This window comes from Streptomyces hilarionis (assembly GCF_024539675.1).
Lineage (GTDB): Bacteria > Actinomycetota > Actinomycetes > Streptomycetales > Streptomycetaceae > Streptomyces > Streptomyces hilarionis.
The window spans coordinates 1-23,385 of the sequence record NZ_JAHHIT010000086.1 but is presented as its reverse complement, the minus strand read 5'-3'; the positions used below and the strand labels follow the sequence as shown (position 1 = coordinate 23,385).

18 protein-coding genes and 1 pseudogene are annotated in these 23,385 nt (G+C 73.3%); 15 read left to right on the top strand and 4 right to left on the bottom strand.

Annotated elements, in window-relative coordinates; all coding sequences use genetic code 11:
- Positions 1–4: 4 nt before the first annotated feature.
- From rbfA to KMS84_RS21755, 4 genes are all read left to right on the top strand, one after another.
- On the top strand, positions 5–454 hold the full coding sequence (gene rbfA, locus KMS84_RS21770; protein WP_054239652.1) for a 30S ribosome-binding factor RbfA: 450 nt from the start codon (positions 5–7) through the stop codon (positions 452–454).
- Positions 454–1,359 (top strand): tRNA pseudouridine(55) synthase TruB, encoded by a 906-nt coding sequence (gene truB / locus KMS84_RS21765; protein ID WP_256918085.1) that lies wholly within the window; start codon positions 454–456, stop codon positions 1,357–1,359. The genes rbfA and truB overlap by 1 nt, the downstream gene beginning before the upstream one ends.
- A 247-nt stretch (positions 1,360–1,606) precedes the next feature.
- On the top strand, positions 1,607–5,776 hold the full coding sequence (locus tag KMS84_RS21760) for a serine protease (protein ID WP_256918083.1): 4,170 nt from the start codon (positions 1,607–1,609) through the stop codon (positions 5,774–5,776).
- Between the two features lie 133 nt (positions 5,777–5,909).
- Positions 5,910–6,860, top strand: a complete 951-nt coding sequence (locus tag KMS84_RS21755) for a bifunctional riboflavin kinase/FAD synthetase (RefSeq protein ID WP_256918081.1) — start codon at positions 5,910–5,912, stop codon at positions 6,858–6,860.
- Between the two features lie 78 nt (positions 6,861–6,938).
- On the opposite strand, the gene KMS84_RS21750 is transcribed toward KMS84_RS21755, so the two are convergent.
- The 4 genes and pseudogenes from KMS84_RS21750 to eccE form a co-directional block, all read right to left on the bottom strand.
- Positions 6,939–9,659: a MinD/ParA family ATP-binding protein gene (locus KMS84_RS21750; RefSeq protein ID WP_438818970.1), complete on the bottom strand. Its 2,721-nt coding sequence runs from the start codon at positions 9,657–9,659 to the stop codon at positions 6,939–6,941.
- A gap of 567 nt (positions 9,660–10,226) precedes the next feature.
- Positions 10,227–10,355: pseudogene (locus tag KMS84_RS43475) on the bottom strand (SCO5717 family growth-regulating ATPase); the annotation flags it as partial.
- A gap of 365 nt (positions 10,356–10,720) precedes the next feature.
- Positions 10,721–11,497, bottom strand: coding sequence for a hypothetical protein (locus KMS84_RS21745; RefSeq protein ID WP_256918073.1), 777 nt, complete (start codon positions 11,495–11,497; stop codon positions 10,721–10,723).
- Positions 11,494–12,807, bottom strand: a complete 1,314-nt coding sequence (eccE, locus tag KMS84_RS21740; RefSeq protein WP_256918071.1) for a type VII secretion protein EccE — start codon at positions 12,805–12,807, stop codon at positions 11,494–11,496. Before eccE ends, KMS84_RS21745 begins: the two co-directional genes overlap by 4 nt.
- A gap of 203 nt (positions 12,808–13,010) precedes the next feature.
- Between eccE and eccB the strand changes: the two genes are divergently transcribed.
- The 11 genes from eccB to KMS84_RS21685 all read left to right on the top strand — a co-directional run bounded on the left by eccB (position 13,011) and on the right by KMS84_RS21685 (position 23,124).
- The gene (gene eccB / locus KMS84_RS21735) at positions 13,011–14,534 is read left to right on the top strand and encodes a type VII secretion protein EccB (RefSeq protein WP_256918069.1); all 1,524 of its coding nucleotides are present in this window, start codon (positions 13,011–13,013) and stop codon (positions 14,532–14,534) included.
- Between the two features lie 30 nt (positions 14,535–14,564).
- On the top strand, positions 14,565–15,869 hold the full coding sequence (gene mycP, locus KMS84_RS21730; protein ID WP_256918065.1) for a type VII secretion-associated serine protease mycosin: 1,305 nt from the start codon (positions 14,565–14,567) through the stop codon (positions 15,867–15,869).
- A 173-nt stretch (positions 15,870–16,042) separates the two neighbouring features.
- Complete coding sequence (locus KMS84_RS21725) at positions 16,043–16,579, top strand: SAV_915 family protein (RefSeq protein ID WP_256918062.1); 537 nt, start codon at positions 16,043–16,045, stop codon at positions 16,577–16,579.
- Entirely contained in the window at positions 16,579–16,881 is a 303-nt protein-coding gene (locus KMS84_RS21720; RefSeq protein ID WP_256918060.1) for a DUF6317 family protein, read from the top strand. The genes KMS84_RS21725 and KMS84_RS21720 overlap by 1 nt, the downstream gene beginning before the upstream one ends.
- Complete coding sequence (locus KMS84_RS21715) at positions 16,881–18,170, top strand: WXG100 family type VII secretion target (RefSeq protein ID WP_256918056.1); 1,290 nt, start codon at positions 16,881–16,883, stop codon at positions 18,168–18,170. Before KMS84_RS21720 ends, KMS84_RS21715 begins: the two co-directional genes overlap by 1 nt.
- Complete coding sequence (locus tag KMS84_RS21710) at positions 18,148–18,687, top strand: hypothetical protein (protein ID WP_256918055.1); 540 nt, start codon at positions 18,148–18,150, stop codon at positions 18,685–18,687. Before KMS84_RS21715 ends, KMS84_RS21710 begins: the two co-directional genes overlap by 23 nt.
- Positions 18,688–18,888: 201 nt before the next feature.
- The gene (locus KMS84_RS21705; protein WP_256918053.1) at positions 18,889–19,323 is read left to right on the top strand and encodes a DUF2563 family protein; all 435 of its coding nucleotides are present in this window, start codon (positions 18,889–18,891) and stop codon (positions 19,321–19,323) included.
- Positions 19,323–21,035: a hypothetical protein gene (locus KMS84_RS21700; RefSeq protein ID WP_256918052.1), complete on the top strand. Its 1,713-nt coding sequence runs from the start codon at positions 19,323–19,325 to the stop codon at positions 21,033–21,035. Before KMS84_RS21705 ends, KMS84_RS21700 begins: the two co-directional genes overlap by 1 nt.
- Before the next feature lie 28 nt (positions 21,036–21,063).
- Positions 21,064–22,332 carry a S8 family serine peptidase gene (locus KMS84_RS21695; protein ID WP_256918049.1) on the top strand — a complete coding sequence of 423 codons (1,269 nt, stop codon included), beginning with the start codon at positions 21,064–21,066 and terminating at the stop codon, positions 22,330–22,332.
- A gap of 67 nt (positions 22,333–22,399) precedes the next feature.
- On the top strand, positions 22,400–22,738 hold the full coding sequence (locus KMS84_RS21690; RefSeq protein WP_256918048.1) for a hypothetical protein: 339 nt from the start codon (positions 22,400–22,402) through the stop codon (positions 22,736–22,738).
- A gap of 83 nt (positions 22,739–22,821) precedes the next feature.
- Positions 22,822–23,124 (top strand): WXG100 family type VII secretion target, encoded by a 303-nt coding sequence (locus tag KMS84_RS21685; protein WP_256910436.1) that lies wholly within the window; start codon positions 22,822–22,824, stop codon positions 23,122–23,124.
- Positions 23,125–23,385: the final 261 nt, after the last annotated feature.

The following is a 23,385-nucleotide window of genomic DNA, read 5'->3' as shown; positions in this document are numbered from 1 at the left end:
ACCAGTGGCCGACAACGCGCGCGCCAAGAGGCTGGCGGACCTCATCCAGCAGGTGGTGGCCCAGAAGCTCCAGCGCGGGATCAAGGACCCGCGGCTCGGCTCCCACGTCACCATCACGGACACCCGCGTCACGGGCGACCTCAGGGAGGCGACCGTCTTCTACACCGTCTACGGGGACGACGAGGAGCGGGCGGCCGCGGCCGCCGGCCTGGAGAGCGCCAAGGGCGTCCTGCGCTCCGAGGTGGGCCGGGCCGCGGGCGTGAAGTTCACGCCGACGCTGGCCTTCGTCGCCGACGCCCTGCCGGACAACGCCCGCACCATCGACGACCTCCTCGACAAGGCGCGCGCCGCCGACGAGAAGGTCCGCGAGGTGTCCGCGGGCGCCGGCTACGCGGGCGACGCCGACCCGTACAAGAAGCCCGGTGACGAGGACGAGACGGACGACTCCGCCTGATGAACCGCAAGCCGACCCCGCCCGACGGCCTGGTCATCGTCGACAAGCCGTCGGGCTTCACCTCGCACGACGTCGTGGCCAAGATGCGGGGGATCGCGGGAACCCGCCGCGTCGGCCACGCCGGCACGCTCGACCCGATGGCCACGGGCGTCCTCGTCCTCGGCGTCGAGAAGGCGACCAAGCTCCTCGGGCACCTCGCGCTCACCGAGAAGGAGTACCTGGGCACCGTCCGGCTCGGCCAGACGACCCTGACCGACGACGCCGAGGGCGAGATCACGGGGTCCGCGGACGCCTCGAAGGTCACCCGGGAAGCGATCGACGCGGGCATCGCCGAGCTGAGCGGCGCCATCATGCAGGTGCCGTCCAAGGTCAGCGCCATCAAGATCAACGGGGTCCGCTCCTACAAGCGGGCCCGTGACGGCGAGGACTTCGAGATCCCGGCCCGCCCGGTCACCGTCTCCTCGTTCTCCGTGTACGACGTCCGCGACGCCGTCGCCGAGGACGGCACTCCCGTGCTCGACCTGGTCGTGTCCGTCGTCTGCTCCTCCGGCACCTACATCCGGGCCCTGGCCCGCGACCTGGGCGCCGGACTCGGCGTCGGCGGCCACCTCACCGCCCTGCGCCGCACCCGTGTCGGCCCCTACAAGCTGGACTCGGCGAAGACGCTCGACCAGCTCCAGCAGGAGCTGAGCGTGATGCCGATCGCCCAGGCGGCCGCCGCCGCGTTCCCCCGCTGGAACGTGGACGCCAAGCGGGCCCGGCTCCTCCTCAACGGTGTACGCCTGGAGATGCCCGAGGAGTACGCCGACGCGGGCGCCGTGGCCGTCTTCGATCCCGAAGACCGCTTCCTGGCCCTGGTGGAGGAGCAGAAGGGCAAGGCGAAGAGCCTCGCCGTGCTCGGCTGAGGCCTTTCCCTCCGGCCCGTGGAGCGGCGAACACGGGGTCGTACTGCGCCGCCGCTCCACGGTCCCCCCTCGGTTCCCCCACCTCTAGCGTGTGTCCGGGGCCCCCTCTTCATTCACCCGTCCGGGCAGGCGCTCGGAGTGAACCGAGGGAGCGCAGGGGGGCGCTTTCGCTCGACGATCTGTCCCGCTGATCAACTCGCCCCTACCGTCGTACGCAGGACACGCGGGCGCTGCGGGAGGTACGACGATGGCGGGACGGGGCCCGCGGGCACCGTGGCACGACTGCGGGCGCGACGCGCCCCAGGACGGTCAGGCCGACGCCTCCCGCGCCGCCCCGGACTCCGGCCCCCACCTCGTCCGCATCAGGGACCTCGACGGCCGGCCGCGCGGCGCCGGTTTCGTCGCCGACCACCACGGCACGGTGATCACCAGCCACGAGGCGGTCGACGGCCTGCCCGGGCTCGTCCTGCACACCGACGGCGACCGCACCTGCGTCGTGACGGCCGATGCGGTCACCGCGCTGCCCGAACTCGACCTCGCCCTCGTGCGCACCGAGGGTCTCGGCGCGGATCCGCTGCCCGTGACCGTGCGGCAGGGCGTGGAGAGCGGCCGCTACGTCCGGGTGGCCGCCGGCTGCTGGCGTGAGGCGCGGGTGCTGGCCGAGACCACCGCGACCTACACGGCGACGGACCGCCCCCACCTCCTCGACCGCGCCCTGGAGTTGGCGATCGGCACCGCGGGCCGGGACGCGCTGCGGCCCGGCGGCGGCGCGGCCGGCGGCCCCGTCCTCGACGCCCGGACCGGCGCCGTCGTCGCCGTCCTCGGCACCGCCCTGCGCTGCGGCCACCGCGACACCGGCTTCGCCGTGCCGCTGCGCCCCCGCACCGGCACGAACCGCGACCAACAGGGCGAGCACCACGGCGAGTCGGCCACGGCGTCCCCGACCGGTTCGACGTCCACGACGACCGGGACGGCCCCGGCGGCCGGCCGGGCGACGGGGGAGTTCCCGGCGCCGACGGAGGAGGCGCATTCGTCAGACGGCGCCGGGATTCCGGGAGAGGCGATGGCGGCCGACGGCGTCGCGATCCCCGAGGACGGGGACGGGGCCGCGGTCGACGGCGTGCGGATGCGGGCAACGCCGTCGCCGACCGCGCCGACCGGGCGGACGGCGGCCGCGGCAGGCGCCCTGCCGACGGCGGGAGCGGCGCAGGCTTCCGGCGATGCGGGGGCCAGGGCTACCGGACCCGCAGGGGCCACGGCCGCTCCCGGCGGTGCGGGCGGTGCGGGCGGGGCGGGAGACCGCGGTCGCCCGGCGACGGCGGGGCATGCGGGAACAGCCGAGGGCCCGGGGCCGACCGGAATCTCCCCTGACGCCGAGGCGACGCGGGCGTGGGCCGAGGGGCCCCTCGGCGAGCTGCTCGCCCGCAACGCGGCCACCGTCCCGGCGTACGGCGCGGACCTCAACCTGGCGGGCGTCCTGGAGCTCACGGCCACGTCCGTCGGCTCGGACGGCCCGCCCGGCGCGCTGCACCACACCCCCGACCGCACCGGCAGGGGATCCCGCACCGCCGCCTCGGTACCCGTCGAACGGGCCCTCGTCGTGGAGGAGTTCGCCCGGTTCGCGGCGAGTCCGGCCGCCGTCCTCGGCCTGGTCGGCGCCCCGGGCAGCGGCCGGACGACGGAACTCGCGGCCCTCGCCGCCCGCCGCTCACGCGGCTCCCGGCCCGCCCCCACCCTGTGGCTGCGCGGCGCCGACCTGCACGACGAGGACGAGTCGCTCGCGGACGCGGCCCGCCGCACCCTGGCCAGGGCCGCCCGCATCGTGGCGGCCTCGCGACCGGGGTGGGCCGCGACCCCCTCCCCGGCCGCCGGTCCCACCGGCGCCGACCTCGGGGACGTCACCCCGGAGCGGCTCGCCCGGCTCGCGCGCACCGTCGGACGCCCGCTGCTGCTCCTCCTCGACGGCCCCGAGGAGATGCCCCCGGTCCTCGCCCACCGGCTCACCGAGTGGACCGACGGCACGGCACGGTGGCTGAGGGAGACGGGCGCGCGGCTGGTGGTGGCGTGCCGGAACGAGTACTGGGAGCACGCCGGAGCCCTGTTCCCGCCGGGGACGCTGTACGGAGCCGCGGCCCCCGGGGATCCGCTCCCGCCCTGCGTCCGCCTGGGCGACTTCACCCCGGACGAGGCGCGCGAGGCCCGCGCCCGCCACTGTCTCCCCGAGGGCGCGCTCGCCGCCCCCGACGACCGGCACCCGCTCACCCTGCGCCTGCTCGGCGAGGTCCGCGCCGCGCTCCCCGGCGGCCCGCCCGACCAGGTCCCCGTCGACCGCGACGACGTCCTCTCCGCCCACCTCGACCTGATGTGCCTGCGCGTCGCGGTCCGCCTCGCCGCCGCCAACGGGCTGCGCGGCACCGCTGTACGACGCCTCGCGGCGAAGGTCTCCGGCCAGGTGCACGACGCCGCCCGACGCAGCCTCGGCCCCGGACAGGGCGGTCTGGACCGGGCGTCGTTCGAGGCGGTCTTCCCGTGGGGGCCCGCGCCCGCCCGGCTCGGCGGCGGAACGGGCTGGGCCTCCGCCGTCCTCGCCGAGGGCCTCCTCGTGCCGGCCGGCGACGGCTACCGCTTCGCCCACGAGGAACTCGCCGACTGGATCCAGGGCGCCCACCTCGACCTGGACGAGGCACTGCGTGCCCTGGTCCACCGCCCCGACGCCCCCGCCGAGGACGGCCGTCCGCTGCCCGTCCCGCACCACCGCATCGGTCCCGTCGTCGAGGCCCTGCTGCTCCTCGCCTGTCAGCAGGGCCCGCACCGGCTCGCCGCCCAGCTGCGCGAGCTCACCCACGCCCTGGAGGCCGACCCGGACTCGTGGTGGGCCGCCCGCCTGCTCACCGGGACCCTGCTGCGCGTCCCCGACGCCACCCCGTACACGGCCGTCCTGCGCCTGATCGCGGACCGGATCGGCGCCGGCGCCACGGACGCCGCCCGCTGCGCGGACCTCGGCCCCGCCTTCTGGACGCGGCTCGCCCTCCCGTCCGACGCGCGCCTCGACCTGCTGCGCCGCCTGGTCCTCGCCGACGGCGCCCCGCACGACGCGGACGCCCCCCGCTACCTCGACGCCGTCGCCGGCCTCCTCGCCGCCGCCCCCACCGCCGTACAGCCGCACCTCACGCACTGGTTCGACGACGAGCGGCCGCTGCCCGCAACCCCGCACGCGACCGTGGCGACCGCGGCGCAGGCCCTGCTGCACACCCACCGCCACCGGGCGCCCGACGACCTCACCGAGGCCCTCGCCGACTGCGCCCATCCCCGCGCCGACGAACTGCTCGCGGTGCTGGCGGAGGAGGAACCGTCCGCCCTGTGCCGGGCCGTCGACCGGTGGGCGCACGACGCGCGGCCCGCACGGCGGTCGGCGGCGATGACGCACGGGGCGCGCGTGGCGCCCCACGTCCGCACCGGACACGACCGCCTGCTGCTGCGCCGCGCCGCCCGCGCCCTGCTCGCCCGACCGGCCGACCGCACCCTGCACGGCGGCGCGCTCGCCCTCCTTGTCCGGGACCCGGAGACACGCGCCCACCACCTCGCACAGGCTCTGGAGCGTTTCGCGGCGGGCGACCCGCGGCTGCCCCCGGACGCGCTCCTCACCGCACTGGACACCCATCCCGAGCCGGTCCTGCACGCGGTCCGGACCCGGCTGCTCGGCCGCGGCCGGCCGGCCCCCGACGGCACGGACAGCCCCACCCCGGCGGACGACGGCGGCACCAACACCGCCTGGACGGACGGGGACGGGCCGGAAGGGACCGAGCGGGAAAGGGGCCGGGCGGACGGGGACGGCGTCCTGGTCGCCCTCGTCGAGGCCACGCCTCCCGCGCTGGCGCCCCGGATCGCCGCGCTCGTGCGGGAGGCGCTGGAACGCCGGCCGGAGAGCGCCGGGCGCCTGGCCGCCTCCGTCGGCCGTCGCCTCGACGACGGGCCCACCGCGTACTCCGCCCTCCTCCCGCTGGTCCGGGGCCTGTTGGACGCGGACTGCCCCGAGCGGGCGCGGGCCGCCCTGGGCGGCGTGCTGGCCGCTCCCGGCGCCCCGCCGTCCGCCCCGCTCCGCCGTGAACTCCTGGACCACCTCCTCACGCACGAACGCGCCCCGGCCGTCCTGACCGCCGTCCTGTACGGGTGCGCCGGACGCGCCGGCGAGGACCTGCGCGCCCTCGTCCACCGCACCGGCCTGCTCCTCGTCCGCACCCCCGACGGCGCGACCCGCTTCGACCGCGGGCTCGTCGACCTCGGACGCCATGTGCCGGGATTCGCCGCGCAGGCGGTGGACTGGCTCGTCCGGGCGCCGGGAGAGTGGGACGCGCTGGTCGGCCCCGGCGCCCGCCGGACGCTGGAGAGCCTGGCGGGAGCGCGCGTGCCCGCGTGAGCACGCCGGGCCGGGCCAGTGTGCCGGGTCACAGCCTCCATGCCGATGCGGGCCCGGAGCACCCGGCATGGCACCCTTAGACCTGCGTAAGAGACAACAGTGGATACGGACACGGGTTCGAGGAGCGGTCACAGTGCAGCGCTGGCGTGGCTTGGAGGACATCCCCGAGGACTGGGGACGCAGCGTCGTCACCATCGGGTCCTACGACGGGGTCCACCGCGGGCACCAGCTGATCATCCAGCATGCCGTGGACCGCGGCCGTGAGCTGGGCGTTCCCGTGGTCGTCGTCACCTTCGACCCGCACCCCAGCGAGGTCGTCCGCCCCGGCAGCCACCCCCCGTTGCTCGCCCCGCACCTCCGCCGCGCCGAACTGATGGCGCACCTGGGCGTCGACGCCGTCCTGATCCTGCCGTTCACGACGGAGTTCTCGAAGCTCTCGCCCGCCGACTTCGTGGTGAAGGTCCTCGTCGACCGGCTGCACGCCAAGGCGGTCGTCGAAGGCCCGAACTTCCGCTTCGGCCACAAGGCGGCGGGCAACGTCGACTTCCTCGCCGAGCAGGGCAAGGTGTACGACTTCGACGTCGAGGTCGTCGACCTGGTGCTGTGCGGTGAGGCGGGCGGCGGGCAGCCGTTCTCCTCGACCCTGACCCGCAGGCTGGTCGCCGAGGGCGATCTCGCGGGCGCCGCCGAGATCCTCGGCCGTCCGCACCGGGTCGAGGGCGTCGTGGTGCGCGGGGCCCAGCGGGGCCGCGAACTCGGCTTCCCCACCGCGAACGTCGAGACGCTCCCGCACACCGCGATCCCGGCGGACGGCGTCTACGCGGGCTGGTTGCACGCGGCCGGCGAGGCGATGCCGGCCGCGATCTCGGTCGGCACGAACCCGCAGTTCGACGGCACGGAACGCACGGTGGAGGCCTACGCCATCGACCGCGTGGGCCTCGACCTCTACGGTCTGCACGTCGCCGTCGACTTCCTCGCCTTCGTGCGCGGTCAGGCCAGGTTCGAGTCGCTGGAAGGCCTGTTGGAGCAGATGGCGCGCGACGTGCAGCGCTGCCGGGAGCTGGTGGCGGCGCAGCAGCCGTAGCCGCGCACGGTCCGACCGTGAACGCCGAAGGGCGGCCGGTGTCCCACGACACCGGCCGCCCTTCGGCGTTCCTCACCCCTACTGCTGCGGAGGCTGCGGCGCCTGGGGGTGCTGCGGCTGCTGCGGCTGCTGCGGCTGCTGGGGGTAGCCGTACCCCGGCGGGGGATACCCCGGGTGCGGCTGCTGGGGCTGGGCCTGCGGCTGCTGTTGCGGCGGATAGGGCTGGCCGGCGTCCTGTGGATACGGCGGGCCCTGCGGAGGGTAGGGCTGGCCGGGACCGGGCTGGGGAGCCTGCGGGTACGGCTGCCCGGCCTGCGCCGGATAGGGCTGCCCGGGCATCGGCTGACCCGGCATCGGCTGACCGGGCATCGGCGGGGCGGCCACCGGCGGCGGGTTGCCGTCGCTGGTCCACAGCCCCTGGCGCTGCTGGTGACGGATGAAGTCCTCCGCGACCAACGCCGTCAGATTGAAGTACGCCTCGCGCACCTTGGGCCGCATCATGTCGAGATCGACCTCGGCGCCGGCCGCCAGGTGCTCGTCGAACGGCACGACGACGACACCGCGGCAACGGGTCTCGAAGTGCGCCACGATGTCGTCCACCTTGATCATCTTGCCGGTCTCGCGCACCCCGGAGATGACGGTGAGGGACCGCGAGACCAACTCGGCGTACCCGTGCGCGGACAGCCAGTCCAGCGTGGTGCTGGCGCTGCTCGCGCCGTCGACCGACGGGGTGGAGATGATGATGAGCTGGTCGGCGAGGTCGAGCACCCCGCGCATGGCGCTGTAGAGCAGACCGGTGCCCGAGTCGGTGAGGATGATCGGGTACTGGTTGCCGAGCACCTCGATCGCGCGCCGGTAGTCCTCGTCGTTGAAGGCCGTCGAGACGGCCGGGTCGACGTCGTTGGCGATGATCTCCAGGCCGGACGGCGCCTGCGAGGTGAACCGCCGGATGTCCATGTAGGAGTTGAGGTACGGGATCGCCTGGACGAGGTCCCGGATCGTCGCCCCCGTCTCGCGGCGCACGCGTCGGCCGAGCGTGCCGGCGTCCGGGTTGGCGTCGATGGCGAGGATCTTGTCCTGGCGCTCGGTGGCCAGCGTCGACCCGAGGGCGGTGGTGGTCGTCGTCTTGCCCACGCCGCCCTTGAGGCTGATGACCGCGATCCGGTAGCACGACAGCACCGGCGTGCGGATCAGCTCCAGCTTGCGCTGACGCTCGGCCTCCTCCTTCTTCCCGCCCAGCTTGAAGCGGGACGGCGCGGCGGTCGGCCGGCCGCTCTTCGCCTTCTGCTTCTTGTTGTTGAGCAGGCGGTCCGACGACAGCTCCACGGCAGCCGTGTAACCGAGCGGCGCGGCACCGGGGTTGACCGGCTGCCGCTGGTCGTGCTGGATCGGCTGCGGCCAAGCGGCCCCGGACCGGGGGTCGATGGGCTGCTGCGGAACCTGCGGCGCGGCCTGGTGCCCCTGCGACGACAGGTCAGGGCCGGGGCCCTGCACGGGTGCGGGACCGGAGCCGGGCTCGGGTGCGGGCGCGGGAGCCTGAGGTGCGTACGGCGTCGGCTGCGGCGCGGGCTGCGGGGCCTGTCCGGCGAAGCCCTGCGGGGCCGCGCCCTGCGGAGCTCCGTGCGGAAAGCCCTGAGGAGCGGCCGCCGGGAAGGACGCGTCCGGCTGCTGCGGGAACCCGGGCTGGGCGCCGGGCTGCGGGAACCCCGGCTGCGGCTGCGGAACCTGAGCCTGGGGCTGTGCCTGGGGCGCGGGCGGCTGGGGGAAGCCGTAACCGCCGGGCACGGCGGGCGGGGTGGGCGCCGGCGCCTCGCCGGGCTGAGGGAAGCCGTAACCCGGCTGGGGCGCGGGAGGCTGCTGGGCCGCCGGCGCGGGTGCGGGGGGCTGCGGAAAGCCGTAGCCGGGCTGTCCGGGTTGCCCGGGATGGTCGGTTTGCTGAGGGGGCTGAGGGCGCTGGGGGTCTTGGGGGTGCTGGGCCTGCGGGAAGCCGTAGCCGGGCTGCGGTGCGGCCGGAGCGGGCTGCGGGCCCGCCGGGTTCCAGCCGACCGGCGCCGGTGGGGCCGCCTGCGGCGGGACGTGGGACTGCGGCGCGGGGGCCGGGGCTTCGGCCGGCTGCGGCTGGGCCGGCCACTGTGCCGCCGGAGCCGGAGCGGCGGGCTCGTACGACGGCGGCAGCGGAGGCAGGCCGCTCTGTGGCACGGGCGGGGGAGTCCAGAGGGGCGGACCGGTGGGCGGGGCCTCTTCGGGTGCGCCGTCCCGAGGTGCGCTGTCCTGCGGCTCCTGTACGTCCTGCGGCTCCTGTACGTCGTGAGGCTCGTGGGCGTCGTGAGGCTCGTGGGACTCAGGGCGAGGCGGGGCCTCGGCAGTGGGCTGGGGAGCGGCGTTCGACGGAGCCTCGGCGGCGGCGTGCCCGGGAACTGCGTCCGCGACCGCGGGAGACTCCTCGGGCGCCGGACCGGCCCCGGACTCGGCGTCCTGAGCCGCCGGGCCCTCGGAGAGGTCGGCACCGGCTTCTCCGGCGTCGCGCGCAGGGTCGTCGGCGGCACCGTGGGCACCGTCGACGGAGGCCTGAGGCGCGACGACCGCCGCAGGACCCGATTCCGATTCCGCTTCCGGCTCCGGTTCCGCGACGGCGGGCAGGGCCTGGTCGAGCGCGGACCCGTCGGCCGACTGAGAACCGTCCGCCGGACGACCGTCACGCTGCATGTCGGCGGGCGCTTCCTGCGGCGGGCTCACGGGCCCTGCCGCGGCGGCGTGTTCGGCGATCTCCCGCTTGAGGGCGATCGCTGAGAAGCGCATGGTGGCGCCGCTCTCGAGGTCGCCGTTCCCGGAGTCGCCGTCGTCCTCGGCCGGCGGCGCTGCCTGGGCGACCGGAGGCGTCACGGGCGCGGCCGTCGGGGCGGGCGCCGGGGCCACCGGACGCTGGAGCTCGAACCCGCTGTCCGCCGGAACGGCGGGCACGGCTTCCGGCTGCGGGACGGAGCCCACGGGAGCCACCGGCGGCGCGGGCGGAGCGAACGGAGCCTCGGGCACCTGGGGAGGGGCGGGAGCAGGAGCAGGAGCGGGCGCCGGAGGGACGGGCGCGGGCGGCGCGGGCGCGGCGACAGGGGTCTCCGCCGCGTAGGGCGCCGGAGGCACCGGAGGCGCCGCCGGAGTGAACGGCACGCCAGGAGCGCCGGGCGCACCGAGGGGGCCGGGTGCAGCGGGCGCACCAAGCGCGTCGGGCTCCACCGGACCGGCCGGACCTGCCGGACCCGCGGGCGGCCCGGCAGGGGCTGCCGCGCCAGGGTTCACGGCCGCTTGCCCCGTCGGCCCCGTCGCGGTCGGCCCCGTCGCGCCGCTCGTCGCGGCCGCGCCCGCGTTCTGCGTGTACCAGGCAGGCGGCGCGTAGTCGATGGTGAACTCGCCCGTCGCCTCGACGGAGGACTCCGCGTCGGGCTGGTCATCGCCGGGTGTGGCCCAGCCCCCGCGGATCCCGTCCCGATCGCTGCTCACAATTCCTCCTGAAGTGGTCGAGCACCCTCATGCCGTGGCGGGGCGACCGTTTCTCTCGTCGTCCGAAGTGATGCGAGGCGGTCTGAGGTCGTCCGATGCGCCGGCCCTCCCCCAGAGGCGTGGACACCCGTCCCACGGTTTCCGGTACCGCGCCCCCGCACCAGCCTAATCATCGGACGCCCGGCGCAGGCAGGCCCGCCCGCCCCTGAGCACCAGTCCATCACGTCACCGACTCCGCGACCACGCCGGTGACTCCACGACGCAGTGGCCGCTGTTCCCCACGTCACTAGGCAAACCGGGCAAATGGCCGGAAGTGCCGTGGGGGGAGCGGGAGTAGCGGGCCGATGTCTCGGTGACGTCTCGGTTCAGTCCATGCGACGCGGAGTGCCCAGCAACCCGATCTCCGCATCCGTGGGTTGCGTCATCACGTACTGCCGGTCGCGTGCGGCGCACCACAGGGTGAAACCGTCGGCGAGCGTGGGAAGCGCCTCCACGTCCGCACGGGGCAGTGCCAACGCGCGGCCCAGCTCCGCGGCTTCGTCCGGCGAGATCCGCTGCACGCCGACCAGCCGGGCCTGTCGGACGAGGCGCGGGGCGACCGGGCTGAGATACGGCAGCAGCGTCAGCACGGCCTGCCAGGGCCCGGAGGCGACGCGCCCCCTCGGCGGCCGCATTCCGCAGTCCCGCACCACCAGCACCGGCGTGCCCGCCGAAGCGCCCTGCGGAGGCACCCGGCCGACCTCGTACACCGCCAGCCCGTTCTGCCCGCCGCCCATCGCGTGCAGCATCTGCTCCCACGCCTGCGGACGTCCCGTCTCCACGGCGACCCGCGCACCGGTCGCCGCCGCCCTGAGCGCCAGCACCTGCGCCGTCCACAGCCCCCCGATCAGGACGACGTCGTACGCCGTGGGCCGGTTGAGCCCCAACACGGCGGGCCGCCCCTCGGCATCGACCCCGACGACGACACCGTCGTCCCCGATGGGCAGGGCGAGCGCGGCCAACTGGTCCACGGAAACCGAGTGCCGTCCGTGCCGCGGGCCGATCAGGCCGAAGCCGCTGCGCGGCGAGAGGCGCCGGAACCGGGCGGCGGCGGGCTCGGGTTCGCCGGGAGCCGTGCCGCGGGGTATCGGCGTCGCTGTCATCGGGCACCTCCGAGAGGCAGAGTCGCGAGCATGCCCGGCACCTGCTCCCGGTCGAGACGGGCGAGTCCGGCGCCGGTGTGCCGGGCCGCGCCCTGCACCGCGCGCCGGACGGCCACGAGTTCGTCGTCGCTGCGGCCCGTCACCCGGACGTGCCCGGTCAGGGACATTTCCTGGCGGTCACCGTGCGCGAGGGTGACACTGAACGTGGTGGCGAGCGCGGGCACCGCCGTGATCAGGGCCACGAACTGCGGCAGGGACGGGCCGCCGGCGCCCGAGGCGGGCCACCGGTGCAACCAGTACGTGGTGTGGCGCCGGTTGTCGCACCGCCAGCTCCGGCTGGTCTCCTCGGTGCGCCGATCCACCTGCCCGGTCCGTCCTGCCTCCGCCGTCACCAAGGGGTTGGCGCAGGCCGATGTGGCGATGGCGGTCGTCAACTCCTCCACGTTCAACACCGTCGCCCGGAACCCGGCGCCGGTCAGCCGGCTCGCGAGGTGGTCCGCCGCGCGGACAGCGCACTTCTGCGCACCGATCAGGCCGCCTCCGCGGACGGCCACGGCCTGCGGACACCGCTCCGGATCGAGTTTCAGCGCGATCCAGGTGATGCGTACCGCCGGCGCTCCGGTCTGCTCCTGCAAGGGCAGGTAGTTGGCCACGGCCACGGACTGCGGAGGCAGATGCAGTGCGGGGGCGGGCTGGGTGTGCAGCACGATCTGCGCGGACTCCAGCCGGATGCCGTCCACTTCAAGGGCGTCCCGCACCAGGGCGAGCGGCAGCGGCCGGTGGTCGCGTGGGGCCCGCATCGCCGTCGCGTCCGCCTCCACCTGGAGCACGACCGTGACGAAGGTCCCGTCCCCGACGAGCCCGACGGGACGACGGTCGCGGCCTCCGTACACGTAGGTCCGCAGCCCGGGATCGCACTCCACGGCCGGTCCGAAACCGGGTTCCGTGCCGGGCGGTATCTCCAGTCGGCCCGCCCGCCTCCGGCGGGCCTTCAACTCCCGTGCCGTCGCGAGCCACTCGGGCAGCGAGCGGCCCCGGCGACGAGCGAAGGCGAGGACCACGAGCACCACGGCCGGGATCGCCGCCGCCGGCAGCACCGCGGGACCGCTCACCCAGCCGACGAGCAGGAGCGCGGCCGCGATCTCCACCAGCACGAGCCGTTGCAGACGGAACGACCGGCCGCGGCCCGCGCCGCCCCGGGCCCTGAGCGCGCCCGGAGCCGACGGCTGCCCCGGCGGCAGCGGACCGGCAGCCGGAGAGCTCCCGGTCCGTGACCGGCCGGCGGAGCGCACGCCTGTTGCCGAAGCCATCACTCGATCCCCGTTCCGTTCACGCTTCCCCCGTGGTGCGGCACCGCACCGGGCACCCGACGGCCCGGGAACCCTACCCGCTCCTCAAGTCCCCACGGTCACCAGGCATAGTAGGTGGCCGCTCTGACATCGAGGACGGGGTACCGGGGCACCGTGCCGAAGCTCGCGCGGATCGGCCGGAAAACGGGGAGAGACGGGCACAGATGGCATCTCGGCGGGATCAGCTCAACGCCTACACCTTCGCGAAGCGCCGGATGCTGGCGGCCTTCCTGCAGTCCTCGCCCGACGGTTCGGAGGAAGGGGCGCCGCGCCCGCTGCGAGCGATCCTGCCCGGCATCGTCGTCGGGATCGTCGTGATGGCCGTCTTCGGCGCGTGGGGCATGTTCAAGCCGACCGCGCCCAAGGGCTGGGACGTGCCGAACGCCAAGGTGATCGTCGCGAGCAAGTCGACCACCCGGTACGTCGTCCTGAAGACCGGTACGCAGGTCCAGCTGCACCCTGTCCTGAACATGGCCTCCGCGAGGCTCCTCCTCGACGAGGGGCAGGGCGAGGTGGTCACCGTCTCGGAGTCCGTCCTGGACAGCGGCAGGATTCCGCACGGTGTCACCGTCGGCATCCCGTACGCCCCCGACCGTCTGCCGGCGGCCTCGGAGGCGGGCACCGCGAAGCGCTGGGCGGTCTGCGAACGGCCGGACGCGGGCGGTGCCTCCGTGCAGCGGGCGGCACTGGTCCTGGCGTCCCGTGAGCAGGACGCGACCGAGGGCGCGAACCGCCTGCACGGCGGCCAGTTGCTCTATGTGAAGGACCCGGCCGGCACGCAGTACGTCGTGGACGCGGCCGGCACGGCGTACCAGGTCGACAAGGGCGACGAGTTGCTGCTGCGGGCGGTGGTCGGATCCGGCCGGGAGCCACAGCGGGTGTCCACGCAATGGCTGGCGACCCTGCACCGGGGCGACCCGATCACCTTCCCGCACATCCCCGGCCGGCCGGGCACGGCGACCGGCGCGCCGGGCCGGCTGGACGGGCCGGGCGACAAGGTCGGCACGGTGCTGCGGGCGTTCGACAACAACACCCAGCAGTACTACGTAGTGTTGAGCGACCGGGTGGCTCCCGTGTCCGCCTTCGTCGCCCAGCTTCTGCTGTTCAGCAAGGAGCTGGCGCCGCTCGGCCAGGCCGGCCACGCCCGCGAGGTCAGCCCCGGTGCGATCGTGCCGGGCCAGGCGTTCGGCACCGAGCACCGCTGGCCCACCGGGGACCCCGCGCCGGTCAACGACGCGTCGCGGGGCGAGAGCGGCCGCCGCACGGTCTGCAACGTCCTGCGCGGCGTGAACGCCCGATCGGGCGCGACGACCCTGAGCACCTGGGCGGGCGCCGACTTCCCGGCCGAACTCCCCACCGGTTCCTCCAGCGCCTACGTCACACCCGGCTCCGGCCAGCTCTACCGCCAGTTCCAGGGCGAGGAGACCACGGTCGGCCCGGTCTTCCTCGTCACGGACACCGGCCTGCGATACGTCCTGCAGTCCAACGGCGACAGCGCGACGGACGACGCGGGCATCGGCACGACCGCGAAGAAGCGCGAACAGCTGCGGCAGGAGGCCCGGCAGGCCCAGACCCTGTTGGGCTACAAGGACGTCGACGCGGCGCCGATCCCGGCCGCCTGGTCGGAGTTCCTGCCCACCGGGCCACGTCTGTCGACGGCGGCCGCCCGCCAGCCCCAGGGCTCCTGAGTGGAAGGGCCGAGCATGCCGCGTACGGCGATGCCGCTTCGTACCGTCATGACGCCCGGCGGGCACGCGCTGCTGCGCACCGCCGTCGTCGCGGCCGCCGCCCTGCTCACGACGGCCACGGCCCTCGCGCCCCCGGCGGCCGCGGCGGGCAAGCTGCCCTACTCGGACCAGTGCACGTTCCCCAACGGTGAGTACCCCGGCCGTCCCTGGGCCCTGCAGCGCGTCCTCCTGGACGAACTGTGGAGCCGGTCCAAGGGCGAGGGCGTCCGCGTTGCCGTCATCGACACGGGCGTGGACGTGACGAACCCGCAGCTCAGCGCAGCGGTCGACGTGAAGGCCGGCCGCAACCTCCTGCCGAGGAACCTCAAGGACGACGAGGGCGACCCCATCGAGCGGGGCGCCGAGAACGGCACGACGGACACGGTCGGCCACGGCACCAAGGTCGCCGGCATCATCGCGGCCCGCCCCCTCGACGGCACCGGCTTCGTGGGCCTGGCCCCCGAGGCCACCGTCATCCCGATCCAGCAGAACGACGCGGAGGGCCACGGCGACGCCAAGTCGCTGGCCCGCGCGATTCGCTACGCCGTCCAGGCCGGGGCCGGGATCATCAACATCTCCCAGGACACGTCGAACGCGGTCAGACCCTCCGACGACCTGGAGCGGGCTGTCGACGAAGCCCTGGCCCGCAAGGTCGTGGTCGTGGCGTCGGCGGGCAACGACGGTGTCGGCGGCAACGTCAAGAAGACCTATCCGGCGTCCTATGCGGGCGTCCTGGCGGTCGCCGCCTCGGACCGCAACAACGAGCGCGCCTCCTTCTCCCAGTCCGGCGACTTCGTCGGCGTGGCGGCCCCAGGCGTCGACATCGTCTCCACCGTGCCCAAGGGCGGCCACTGCGCCGACAACGGGACGAGCTTCTCGGCACCGTACGTGGCGGGTGTGGCGGCGCTGCTCAAGGCGAGGCACCCGGACTGGACGGCGCGCGAGATCGTCGCCCGGATCGAGCAGAGCGCGGAACGCACGATCGCCGGCCACGACCGTCTGGTCGGGTGGGGCGTCGTCGACCCGGTCCGCGCCCTGACGGACGACGACCGGCCCGTCGAGTCCCCGAGTCCCCGGGACGGTCTGGGGCAGGCCCAGGCGCCGTCGCCCGCGACGTTCCGGACCGGCGAGACCCCCGACGAGCGCAGCGCGCGCCTCGCCACCTACGTGGTCGTGGCGGCGGCGGTCCTGGTCGCGGGCCTCGGCGGCGCTGCGGTGGCGGTCAGGGACGCACGCAGGCGGGCTCGACGGATCACGGGTGCGGCCGACGACGTCGGCGTCGGCCGGGCACAGTAGCGGCGGATCGGGTCATCCCGCGGTCAATTCCTGATCTGGCCGCGGCCAAACACCTGTATGGGTTCTGCATGCTCCGGTCACGTCAACCTGACAAAGCCGGACTTACCCGAAAGCTCCCTGGCTACGGTGGTGCCGCCATACGTCCGCAGGTCCACGGGGAACAGGAGTCGGCGGTGGGCACACCCATCCGTTCACGCCTCCTCGACTACGTCGAGGCAGAGCCGCCCACCGGTGCGTCACCGGAGTCCGCGCCGACGCCGGAACCTCGCAGAACGCGATCACGCCTCCTCGAATACGCGGAGCCCGCCGGCGCCGAGCCGGCCCGGCCCTCGGGCCCGAAGCCCGGCGTGCCCGCCTACCACACCCCCGTTTTCGTACCGGCCCATCCCCGGTACGCCGACGTGACGGACGCGGACGGCCGACCGGCCCGGGTGCCCTTCATCGCGTACGAACTCTTCGCGCACCCGACGGCCGCAACGGGAACCGTGACCGCGAGCGGGACGGGAGCGGTGGCGTTCGCCTTCACCACACGCGAGCGGCTCGTCGCCGCGCTGGGCGAAGCTCAGCCCTGGGTGGCCACCTCGATCGGCCCGCTGGCTGAGGCCGTCGCCGCGCACGACGGCACGGTCCTCCTCGACCCGCGCGTGGCGCCCGGACACCACAACTGGCGACCGGACGACCTGGCCGCCTACGCCCGGGAGGTGCGCTGATGCCGCCCGACTTCAAGGCCGTCCTCAGCGACCTCACCGCGATGTCCACGACCTTCCACGACGAAGCCGTCAACTACCGCAAGCTGCACGCCGACGTCGCCCCGCCCCTGGTCGGCGGAGGCGACGCCGGGTTCGACCACGCCCTCAAGGAGGTCGCCGACCTGATCGTCGCTCTGCACATCGGTTTCGCCGACCGCCTCGACGACCACGGCGACAAGGTGGCGTACGCCCGCGACTCCTTCCGGCGGCACGACATCGACGTCCACGGACTCTTCGAAGACCTGATGGCGGGTGACGGCTGATGGCCGACAGCTGGGTCGGCGGCGACATCGGCGGACTGCGCACGATGGCCGAGACGTACAAGAACGCCAAGGACAAGCTCGACGACGTCATCACCCCGGTCAGCCGTGCCGTCGAGGCACTCGTCGGCGACGCGGCCTGGAAGGGCGAGGCGGCCGAGACCTTCCGCGCCGCCTGGAGCGAGGACGCGCTGACGGCGGGCGCCTTCGCCAACCTCGTCCACGACGCCGGGGACATCCTCTCCGACCTCGCCGACGCGCTCACCACCTGCGAGACGGCCCTGCAGAACGCCGAGCACGTGGCGACCCGCAAGGGCGTGCCCATGGCGGCGAACGGCGTGCCCCGGACGATCGTCACCGCGAACCCGCCGAGCGCGCAGGACCAGGAGACGATCTCCGCCATGGGCGAGTACGACGCGATACGCCGGCAGGTGCTGCACGCGGCGCAGCACGCCCGGCTGGTGGCGGCGGACAAGCTACGGGGGCTGTACGCACAGGTGACGGCGCCCGCGTCGACCGGCGACAAGGTCACTGTCGCCGACTACCTGCGCGGGCTCTACGCCTACGACGCGGAGGACGCGCGGGCCGGCGGAGCGAAGGCCCGAGCGCAGATCGACGACGCGAAGGCCGAGGAGAGGGCGGCCAAGAAGGAACTGCGCGCCGAGCGCAAGGCGTTCCAGAAGGCGGGCCGCGCCCTGCCCCACGACCTTCCGGCCAAGAGCGCATACGCCGACGCGGTCATGAAGGTGGACTCGCTCGAAGAGGCCATGGCCCGCGCCGACCACGGCAGCACCGCGCTGCCCTACGACCGGGCCCTCAACGTCAAACTGGCCGACGCCGCCGACGCCCTCCGCGCGGGCAGGAGCCTGGAAAAGCTGCCGGACTTCCTGAAGGAGATCCCGGTCCTGGACGTCGCGGCAGCCGGCGCCTGCGGACTTCTCGAGGCCTCCGACGACCACGACAAGGGCTGGTCATGGCAGAAGTCGGTCGCCGTCGACGGCGGCGCCAACGTCGCCGGGCTGGTGGCCGGCACCGCCATCACGGCGGGCGTCGTGGCGGCCCTGCCCGTCGAAGCCCCCGTCGCAGCCGTGGCCGTGGCCGGCGGGCTGGTGGTGATCGGCGCCACCGGCATCATCGATCACTCCTTCCACGAGCACTGGAGCGAGGACATCCACGACCACGGCGTGGTCGGCGGGGTGCTGCACGGCACCGGCAACGTCCTCTCCGAGACCGGGGACGACTTCGTACGACTCAAGGATGACGTCTGGCATGGCATCAAGAGCATCTTCTGACGTTCCCGCTTCCGAGGTCCCGGTCCCGATCCCCGCGCTGCCCGGGCTCGGCACCACTTGGTACGAGCGCGGCGCCCGCTACTGGGCCCGCCGGGTCTGGACGGCCGTTTTGCTCCTTCTCGTCCTGGCCTTCGTCTGCTACATAGCCCTGAGGCTGTACCTGGGCGTTCCCCGCAGCGACCTGTCCCCGAGCGTGCGCACGGTGTGGGACTGGACGCAGGCGGGCGCATCGGTCGTGGCCGCCGGATGGGGCTGGACGAAGCAGCGCCGGGACCACCGCAGGAAGCTCCTCGCCCCGCCCACTCCCCAGCAGACGGGGGACGCCAAGCGCGGCGAGAGGGGGCGTGCCACCGGACTGGCCCGTGCCGCCGTCATCCCCCTGCTGATCGCGGCGCCCGTCCTGCCGGCGGTCGTCGCGTGGGGCGTCGGCTGGTTCCTGGCCATGCTCACGGTCCGGGAGTATCCGAGTGAGGCGGGGGCCCGGCTCTGGTTGCAGGGGAAAACGATCGGAACGTGACGGTCGAGGCGTCATGACCGGTGTATGGAGTTCCGCGAGCAAGGGGCCGAGTGTGCTCGGATCCACAGCAGGGTTGTTGCGTGGGGCAGTTGGGGCTGTCAGTGGGAGTCATTAAAGTGGTCGTGTCGCAATCATGAACACTTGAGAGGCGCGGGTTGAGCCGCCCGGGACGGGCGGCGGAAAACGGGGAGATGGGCTGTCGTGATTCCTGCGGACCTGGGTGAGGGCGCCGCCGACGTTCGGCGTGGCTACATGGCGCTCTCGACGTTCAAGAAGCGGGTGGACGACCTGCTTACGGCCTTCGAGAAATCCGCAGGCGGCTCGGCGAAGGTCGGGGACCACGATCTGTCGGAGGCCACGTTCGGCGCGGGGCACTTCCCGGAGGCAAAGGCACTCCACCTCCAGTACGCGCGCGTGCACGAGCGCATTACGGCGCTGTCCAAGTCGCTGGGGCTCCAGCTGGAGGCGATGCAGATCGCCGTGCACGGCGTGGACGTCACCTTCGACAACCTCGAAGAGGACCTCCGGTACCGCTTCCACGAGATCCGCGCCGAGGTCAACCGGGACCGGGAAGAGGCGCTGAACAAGCAGATACAGCGCACCAACGACGCCGACCACACCGACGCGGGGTACTGATGAGCGGCGACAAAAGGAAGCCCGACCCCTACCAGGCGGAACGCCGCGACGCCGCCCAGCAGAACACGGGTGTCGACGACGCGGTGAACAAGGCCGCGGTGGTCAGCCCCCCGCCCGCCGGTAGCCCCGGCGGCTTCGGCAGGACCGACTTCGAGGGCTACGACCTCAACACCATGATCGACATCGTCGAGTCGGCGAGCCCGGAGACACTGGAGAGCGCTGCCACGGCACTCGTCGACGCCCGGGACGCCATTAACGACGCAGCCGACGAACTCAGCCGCAACCTCGGCGACGTCGACTGGAAGGGCGAGGCCCACACCGCCTTCTACACGTGGGGCATGAACCTGACCACCACGGCCCTGGCGCTCGCCGGTTACACCGACGAGGTCGGCACCCAGGTCCTGGCGGCAAGCTCCGGCCTCGCCTCCGTACGCAAGTCGATGCCGCCGCGTGACGGTCGCCTCGTCCCCAAGAAGGTCGACGACATCCCGACGCCTCAGCGAGTCGAGGGCAACGCGGAGTACACGGCGGCCGTCAAAGCCGAGAAGGACCGCCAAGAGGCGATCAACCAGATGTACCGGCTGGCCTCCTTCTACACGGTGTCGAGCGGGATGATGGAACTGGCGCAGGAGCCGGTGTTCCCGGAGATGCCGAGTGTGGGGGTGCCGGCGCCGGATCTGTCCGCCGGGGATCCGGACAAACCGCCGACGGGGCATGGCTCGCTTTCCGACCTGGCTGATTCGGGAACCGCGCGCCACCACTCTGTGAACACCGGGACAGAGCGACCACACGCGGAGGCACTGCCGTCATCGCGCACGAGCACCGGCGACGTGGTCGGGCTTCCCGAACAGCACGTGGGCACGGAGATCGACAGCGTCGGCACATTGCCGCCGCAGGACACGGTGAAGCCGACGACTGTGACCCCGCCCTCGACTTCGGGTCCCCACGCGACTCCAACGGGGACGATCCCGCCCTTCGCCCCCACTGGTGTATCTCCCGCTTTCCGGGGGCCGACAGGACGGGCGCAGGGGTTTGGGGGCGTTCCACGAGGCAGGGTTCCCAGCTCGGCGCAGGGGCGCGTGGGCGGTGTGCCCGGCGGCACCGCAGCGGGGCGTACGGGAACCGGCCCGACGGGGCCGACGGGACGTGCCGCTGCGACAGGGAGGGCGGGCGGCCGAGCCGCTGGTCCCATGGGGCGAGGTGTGGTCGGCGGAGCGCCGAAGGCCAGTGAGCAGGCGTCAGGACGTAACGGCGGCGTTCCACGAAGCCCCGTCACCGGCATGGGCGCTACGAACCCTGGACGTCCGGGTGCTCGACCTACCGGCGCCGCACGTAGGAGCGATGGCGTTGTCGGCGGGAGACCTGCCACCGGCGGCACGTCCGGCGTCAACGGTTCCAGGTTGCCGCGCGGCACGGTCGTCGGCGGCGAGGGTGCTTCCGCCTCACGTGCCGCGGGCGAGAAGCCGGGCCGGCGTGGGGTGATCGGCGAACCCGGCTCCACCACGGGAAAGGGCCCGGCGCAGGCCGTTCGCCGCCCCGGCGGCAGCCCTGAGGGCGTGGTCGGAACACCGGACGGGCGAGCCTCTGGAAGCAAGAGCAGCAGCACACCCGGCGGCCGGGGCGCGGAGCGTGGTTCCACGCGCAACCAGGGTTCGGGCCAGACCCGATCACGCCGCGACGAACGGCGCGACGACGTGTCATCGACCGACTGATCCGACAAGAGCGAGGACAGACAGAGGCATGGTGGCAGCGATCGGTCAAGGTGGCCGGCTGAGCGCGTCTTTCGGGCGACGAAACGGAAGACGGGCTTCTGCCGTCTGTTCGGCATTCGGAGCCGTGGCCGTTCTGTCGGCAGGTCTCGCTCCGGATGCGTCGGCCGCTGACGCCCAGCCCCGGCAGTGGTACCTGACGGCGATGAAGGCCGAGGAAATGTGGAAGGTGAGCACGGGCAAGGGCGTCAAGGTGGCCGTCATTGATACGGGAGTCAACCCCGAAACCCCTTCGCTGAAAGGTCAGGTGCTGGCTGGCGAGGTGCCGAAGGCCGTCGGCTACAAGGCGACCGAGGACTACCTTGGTCACGGAACGAGTATGGCGGAGCTGATCGCTGGCACCGGTGCCGGCGGTGGCCTGAAGGGTCTTGCGCCCGGAGCGAAGATCGTTCCTTACCGGATCGCACTCACTGGGCTCAAGAGTGAGGCAGAAAAGGAGAAGGCTCCTCGGCTGCCCGCTGTGATCAGGGCTGTCGCTGACAGTGACGTGAAAATCATCAGCATGTCCTTCGGTTCGGAAATCAATAGGCCGGAAGTCCTTGCGGCCGTCAAGTACGCCCAGTCCAAGGGTAAGTTGATGATCGCCAGTACGGGCAACAAGGCCGAGGTGAAGAACTTCATCGGATACCCGGCCGCATACCCCTATGTAGTCGGCGTCGCCGCTTCGGATGAATCCGGAAAGGTCGGCAAGTTCTCGGAGCACGGTAACTACGTCGACCTGGCGGCTCCCGGACTTGACATACCGACGTGGTGTGACGCCACCTTCCGCTCGTACTGCGACGGGGTGGGAACGAGTATGGCCACGGCCATCGCCTCCGCCTCCGCCGCCCTCGTCTGGTCCGCCCACCCCAAGTGGACGGCCAACCAGGTTCTCGCCGGCCTGATCGACACCGCCGGACGCGACTGGGCGAAGGACGACCCGAGCACGTACCTCGGCTACGGGCTGATCAGGCCCCGCAAGGTGCTGGAGAACGCCGACTTCAATCCCGGCGCGCCCAACGTCGACCCGCTCGCCAGGGAGAACGCGACGGGCGAGACGGGCAGCGCGCCCTCCGTTTCCGCGCCGGCCTCGTCCCAGCCTTCGAAAGGCACTTCCGGTGAGGACGCGGCCTCGGCGGCAGTACCGAGCTCGCATTCCTCCGACGACAACACGCGCTGGTACGTGATCCTCGGCGCAGTCCTCGTCGCGGCGGTCGGAGGGGGCGCGTTCGCCCTGGCACGCAAGAGGCGAACCGCCTGACCAGCTCGCCGAACGGTCTCATGAACACCCGTAAGCACAGCGAATTTCAGCGAAAGGAAGTCCGGAGATGGCGGATGGGCAGCGGCTGAACGATGGCCAGGTAATCAAGCTTGAGAAGGAGATCGTCGAGCGCTACGAGTCCATCAAGGGCCAACTCAGCAGCCTCCAGGGCACCCTCGACACGATGGAGGTGCACTGGAAGGGCATCGGCGCCGGCGCGTTCAACGCGAAGCAGACCGAGATCAACGAGCGGGTCAAGCACATCGGCGGGCTGCTGGCCTGGTTCCTGGAGAACATCAACGAGACCCGCAAGCTCTCCTCGCACACCGATGACCAGGTGCTCGCCACGATGAAGAGCATCGACGTCCAGTACGGCGGAGCCCACTCGGCGCTCAGCAGCTACTGAGCCGCACCGTCGGTCGATCGAGCCCGGCCTCTCGCCGGCGCCGGGCGGCCGTGCCCCGCACCCATACGAAGAGATGAGGATTCATGGTCAACGTGCACTATGACGAGCTCGCCGTGAAGTACGGCGGTCTCGACGCGATCACCACCGAGTTGGGCAACCAGGCCAAGAAGCTTGAGGACGACCTGGCGGCCCTGAAGGCCGCGGTGCAGCAGGTCGCCGCGGGCTGGGAAGGCGAAGCCGCAGGGGCTTTCCAGACCAAGATGACCGAGTGGGACAAGGACGCCGCGGCCATCCACGCCGCGCTTCTCGCCATCGGCCACCGGGTCACCGAGGCCAGCGGTGACTACCGCGGCGGCGACCTCAAGGCGGCCGGCTACTTCCTCTGAGGCCGCACGGGGACGACAACACAGCACACAGGGTGGGCACGCGCGGGAGGTGCCCACCCTGCGGTGTGTCACGCCGTCGGACGCTCATGGCCGGAAGCGGTTTGCCGGGCCCGTCCTGCGGTGAAAGCGGCGTTGCCGCTGCGAAGACGCTGCGGCAACGCCCGCCATGACCGGAGTGCCCCTCATTGTGCTTCGAGGGGGACTGGAGCCCGGTCGGGCGGCGGCTACGGCAGAGGCGGCGGGTCCGATGGCGGGGGCGGG

Excerpts from the sequence above, each read along its gene's own strand:
- truB (WP_256918085.1), top strand. The coding sequence starts at position 454 with ATGAACCGCAAGCCGACCCCGCCCGACGGCCTGGTCATCGTCGACAAG.
- KMS84_RS21760 (WP_256918083.1), top strand. The coding sequence starts at position 1,607 with ATGGCGGGACGGGGCCCGCGGGCACCGTGGCACGACTGCGGGCGCGAC.
- KMS84_RS21750 (WP_438818970.1), bottom strand. The coding sequence starts at position 9,659 with ATGCGCTTCTCAGCGATCGCCCTCAAGCGGGAGATCGCCGAACACGCC.
- KMS84_RS21745 (WP_256918073.1), bottom strand. The coding sequence starts at position 11,497 with ATGACAGCGACGCCGATACCCCGCGGCACGGCTCCCGGCGAACCCGAG.
- eccE (WP_256918071.1), bottom strand. The coding sequence starts at position 12,807 with ATGGCTTCGGCAACAGGCGTGCGCTCCGCCGGCCGGTCACGGACCGGG.
- eccB (WP_256918069.1), top strand. The coding sequence starts at position 13,011 with ATGGCATCTCGGCGGGATCAGCTCAACGCCTACACCTTCGCGAAGCGC.
- mycP (WP_256918065.1), top strand. The coding sequence starts at position 14,565 with ATGCCGCTTCGTACCGTCATGACGCCCGGCGGGCACGCGCTGCTGCGC.
- KMS84_RS21720 (WP_256918060.1), top strand. The coding sequence starts at position 16,579 with ATGCCGCCCGACTTCAAGGCCGTCCTCAGCGACCTCACCGCGATGTCC.
- KMS84_RS21715 (WP_256918056.1), top strand. The coding sequence starts at position 16,881 with ATGGCCGACAGCTGGGTCGGCGGCGACATCGGCGGACTGCGCACGATG.
- KMS84_RS21710 (WP_256918055.1), top strand. The coding sequence starts at position 18,148 with ATGGCATCAAGAGCATCTTCTGACGTTCCCGCTTCCGAGGTCCCGGTC.
- KMS84_RS21700 (WP_256918052.1), top strand. The coding sequence starts at position 19,323 with ATGAGCGGCGACAAAAGGAAGCCCGACCCCTACCAGGCGGAACGCCGC.
- KMS84_RS21695 (WP_256918049.1), top strand. The coding sequence starts at position 21,064 with ATGGTGGCAGCGATCGGTCAAGGTGGCCGGCTGAGCGCGTCTTTCGGG.
- KMS84_RS21690 (WP_256918048.1), top strand. The coding sequence starts at position 22,400 with ATGGCGGATGGGCAGCGGCTGAACGATGGCCAGGTAATCAAGCTTGAG.
- KMS84_RS21685 (WP_256910436.1), top strand. The coding sequence starts at position 22,822 with ATGGTCAACGTGCACTATGACGAGCTCGCCGTGAAGTACGGCGGTCTC.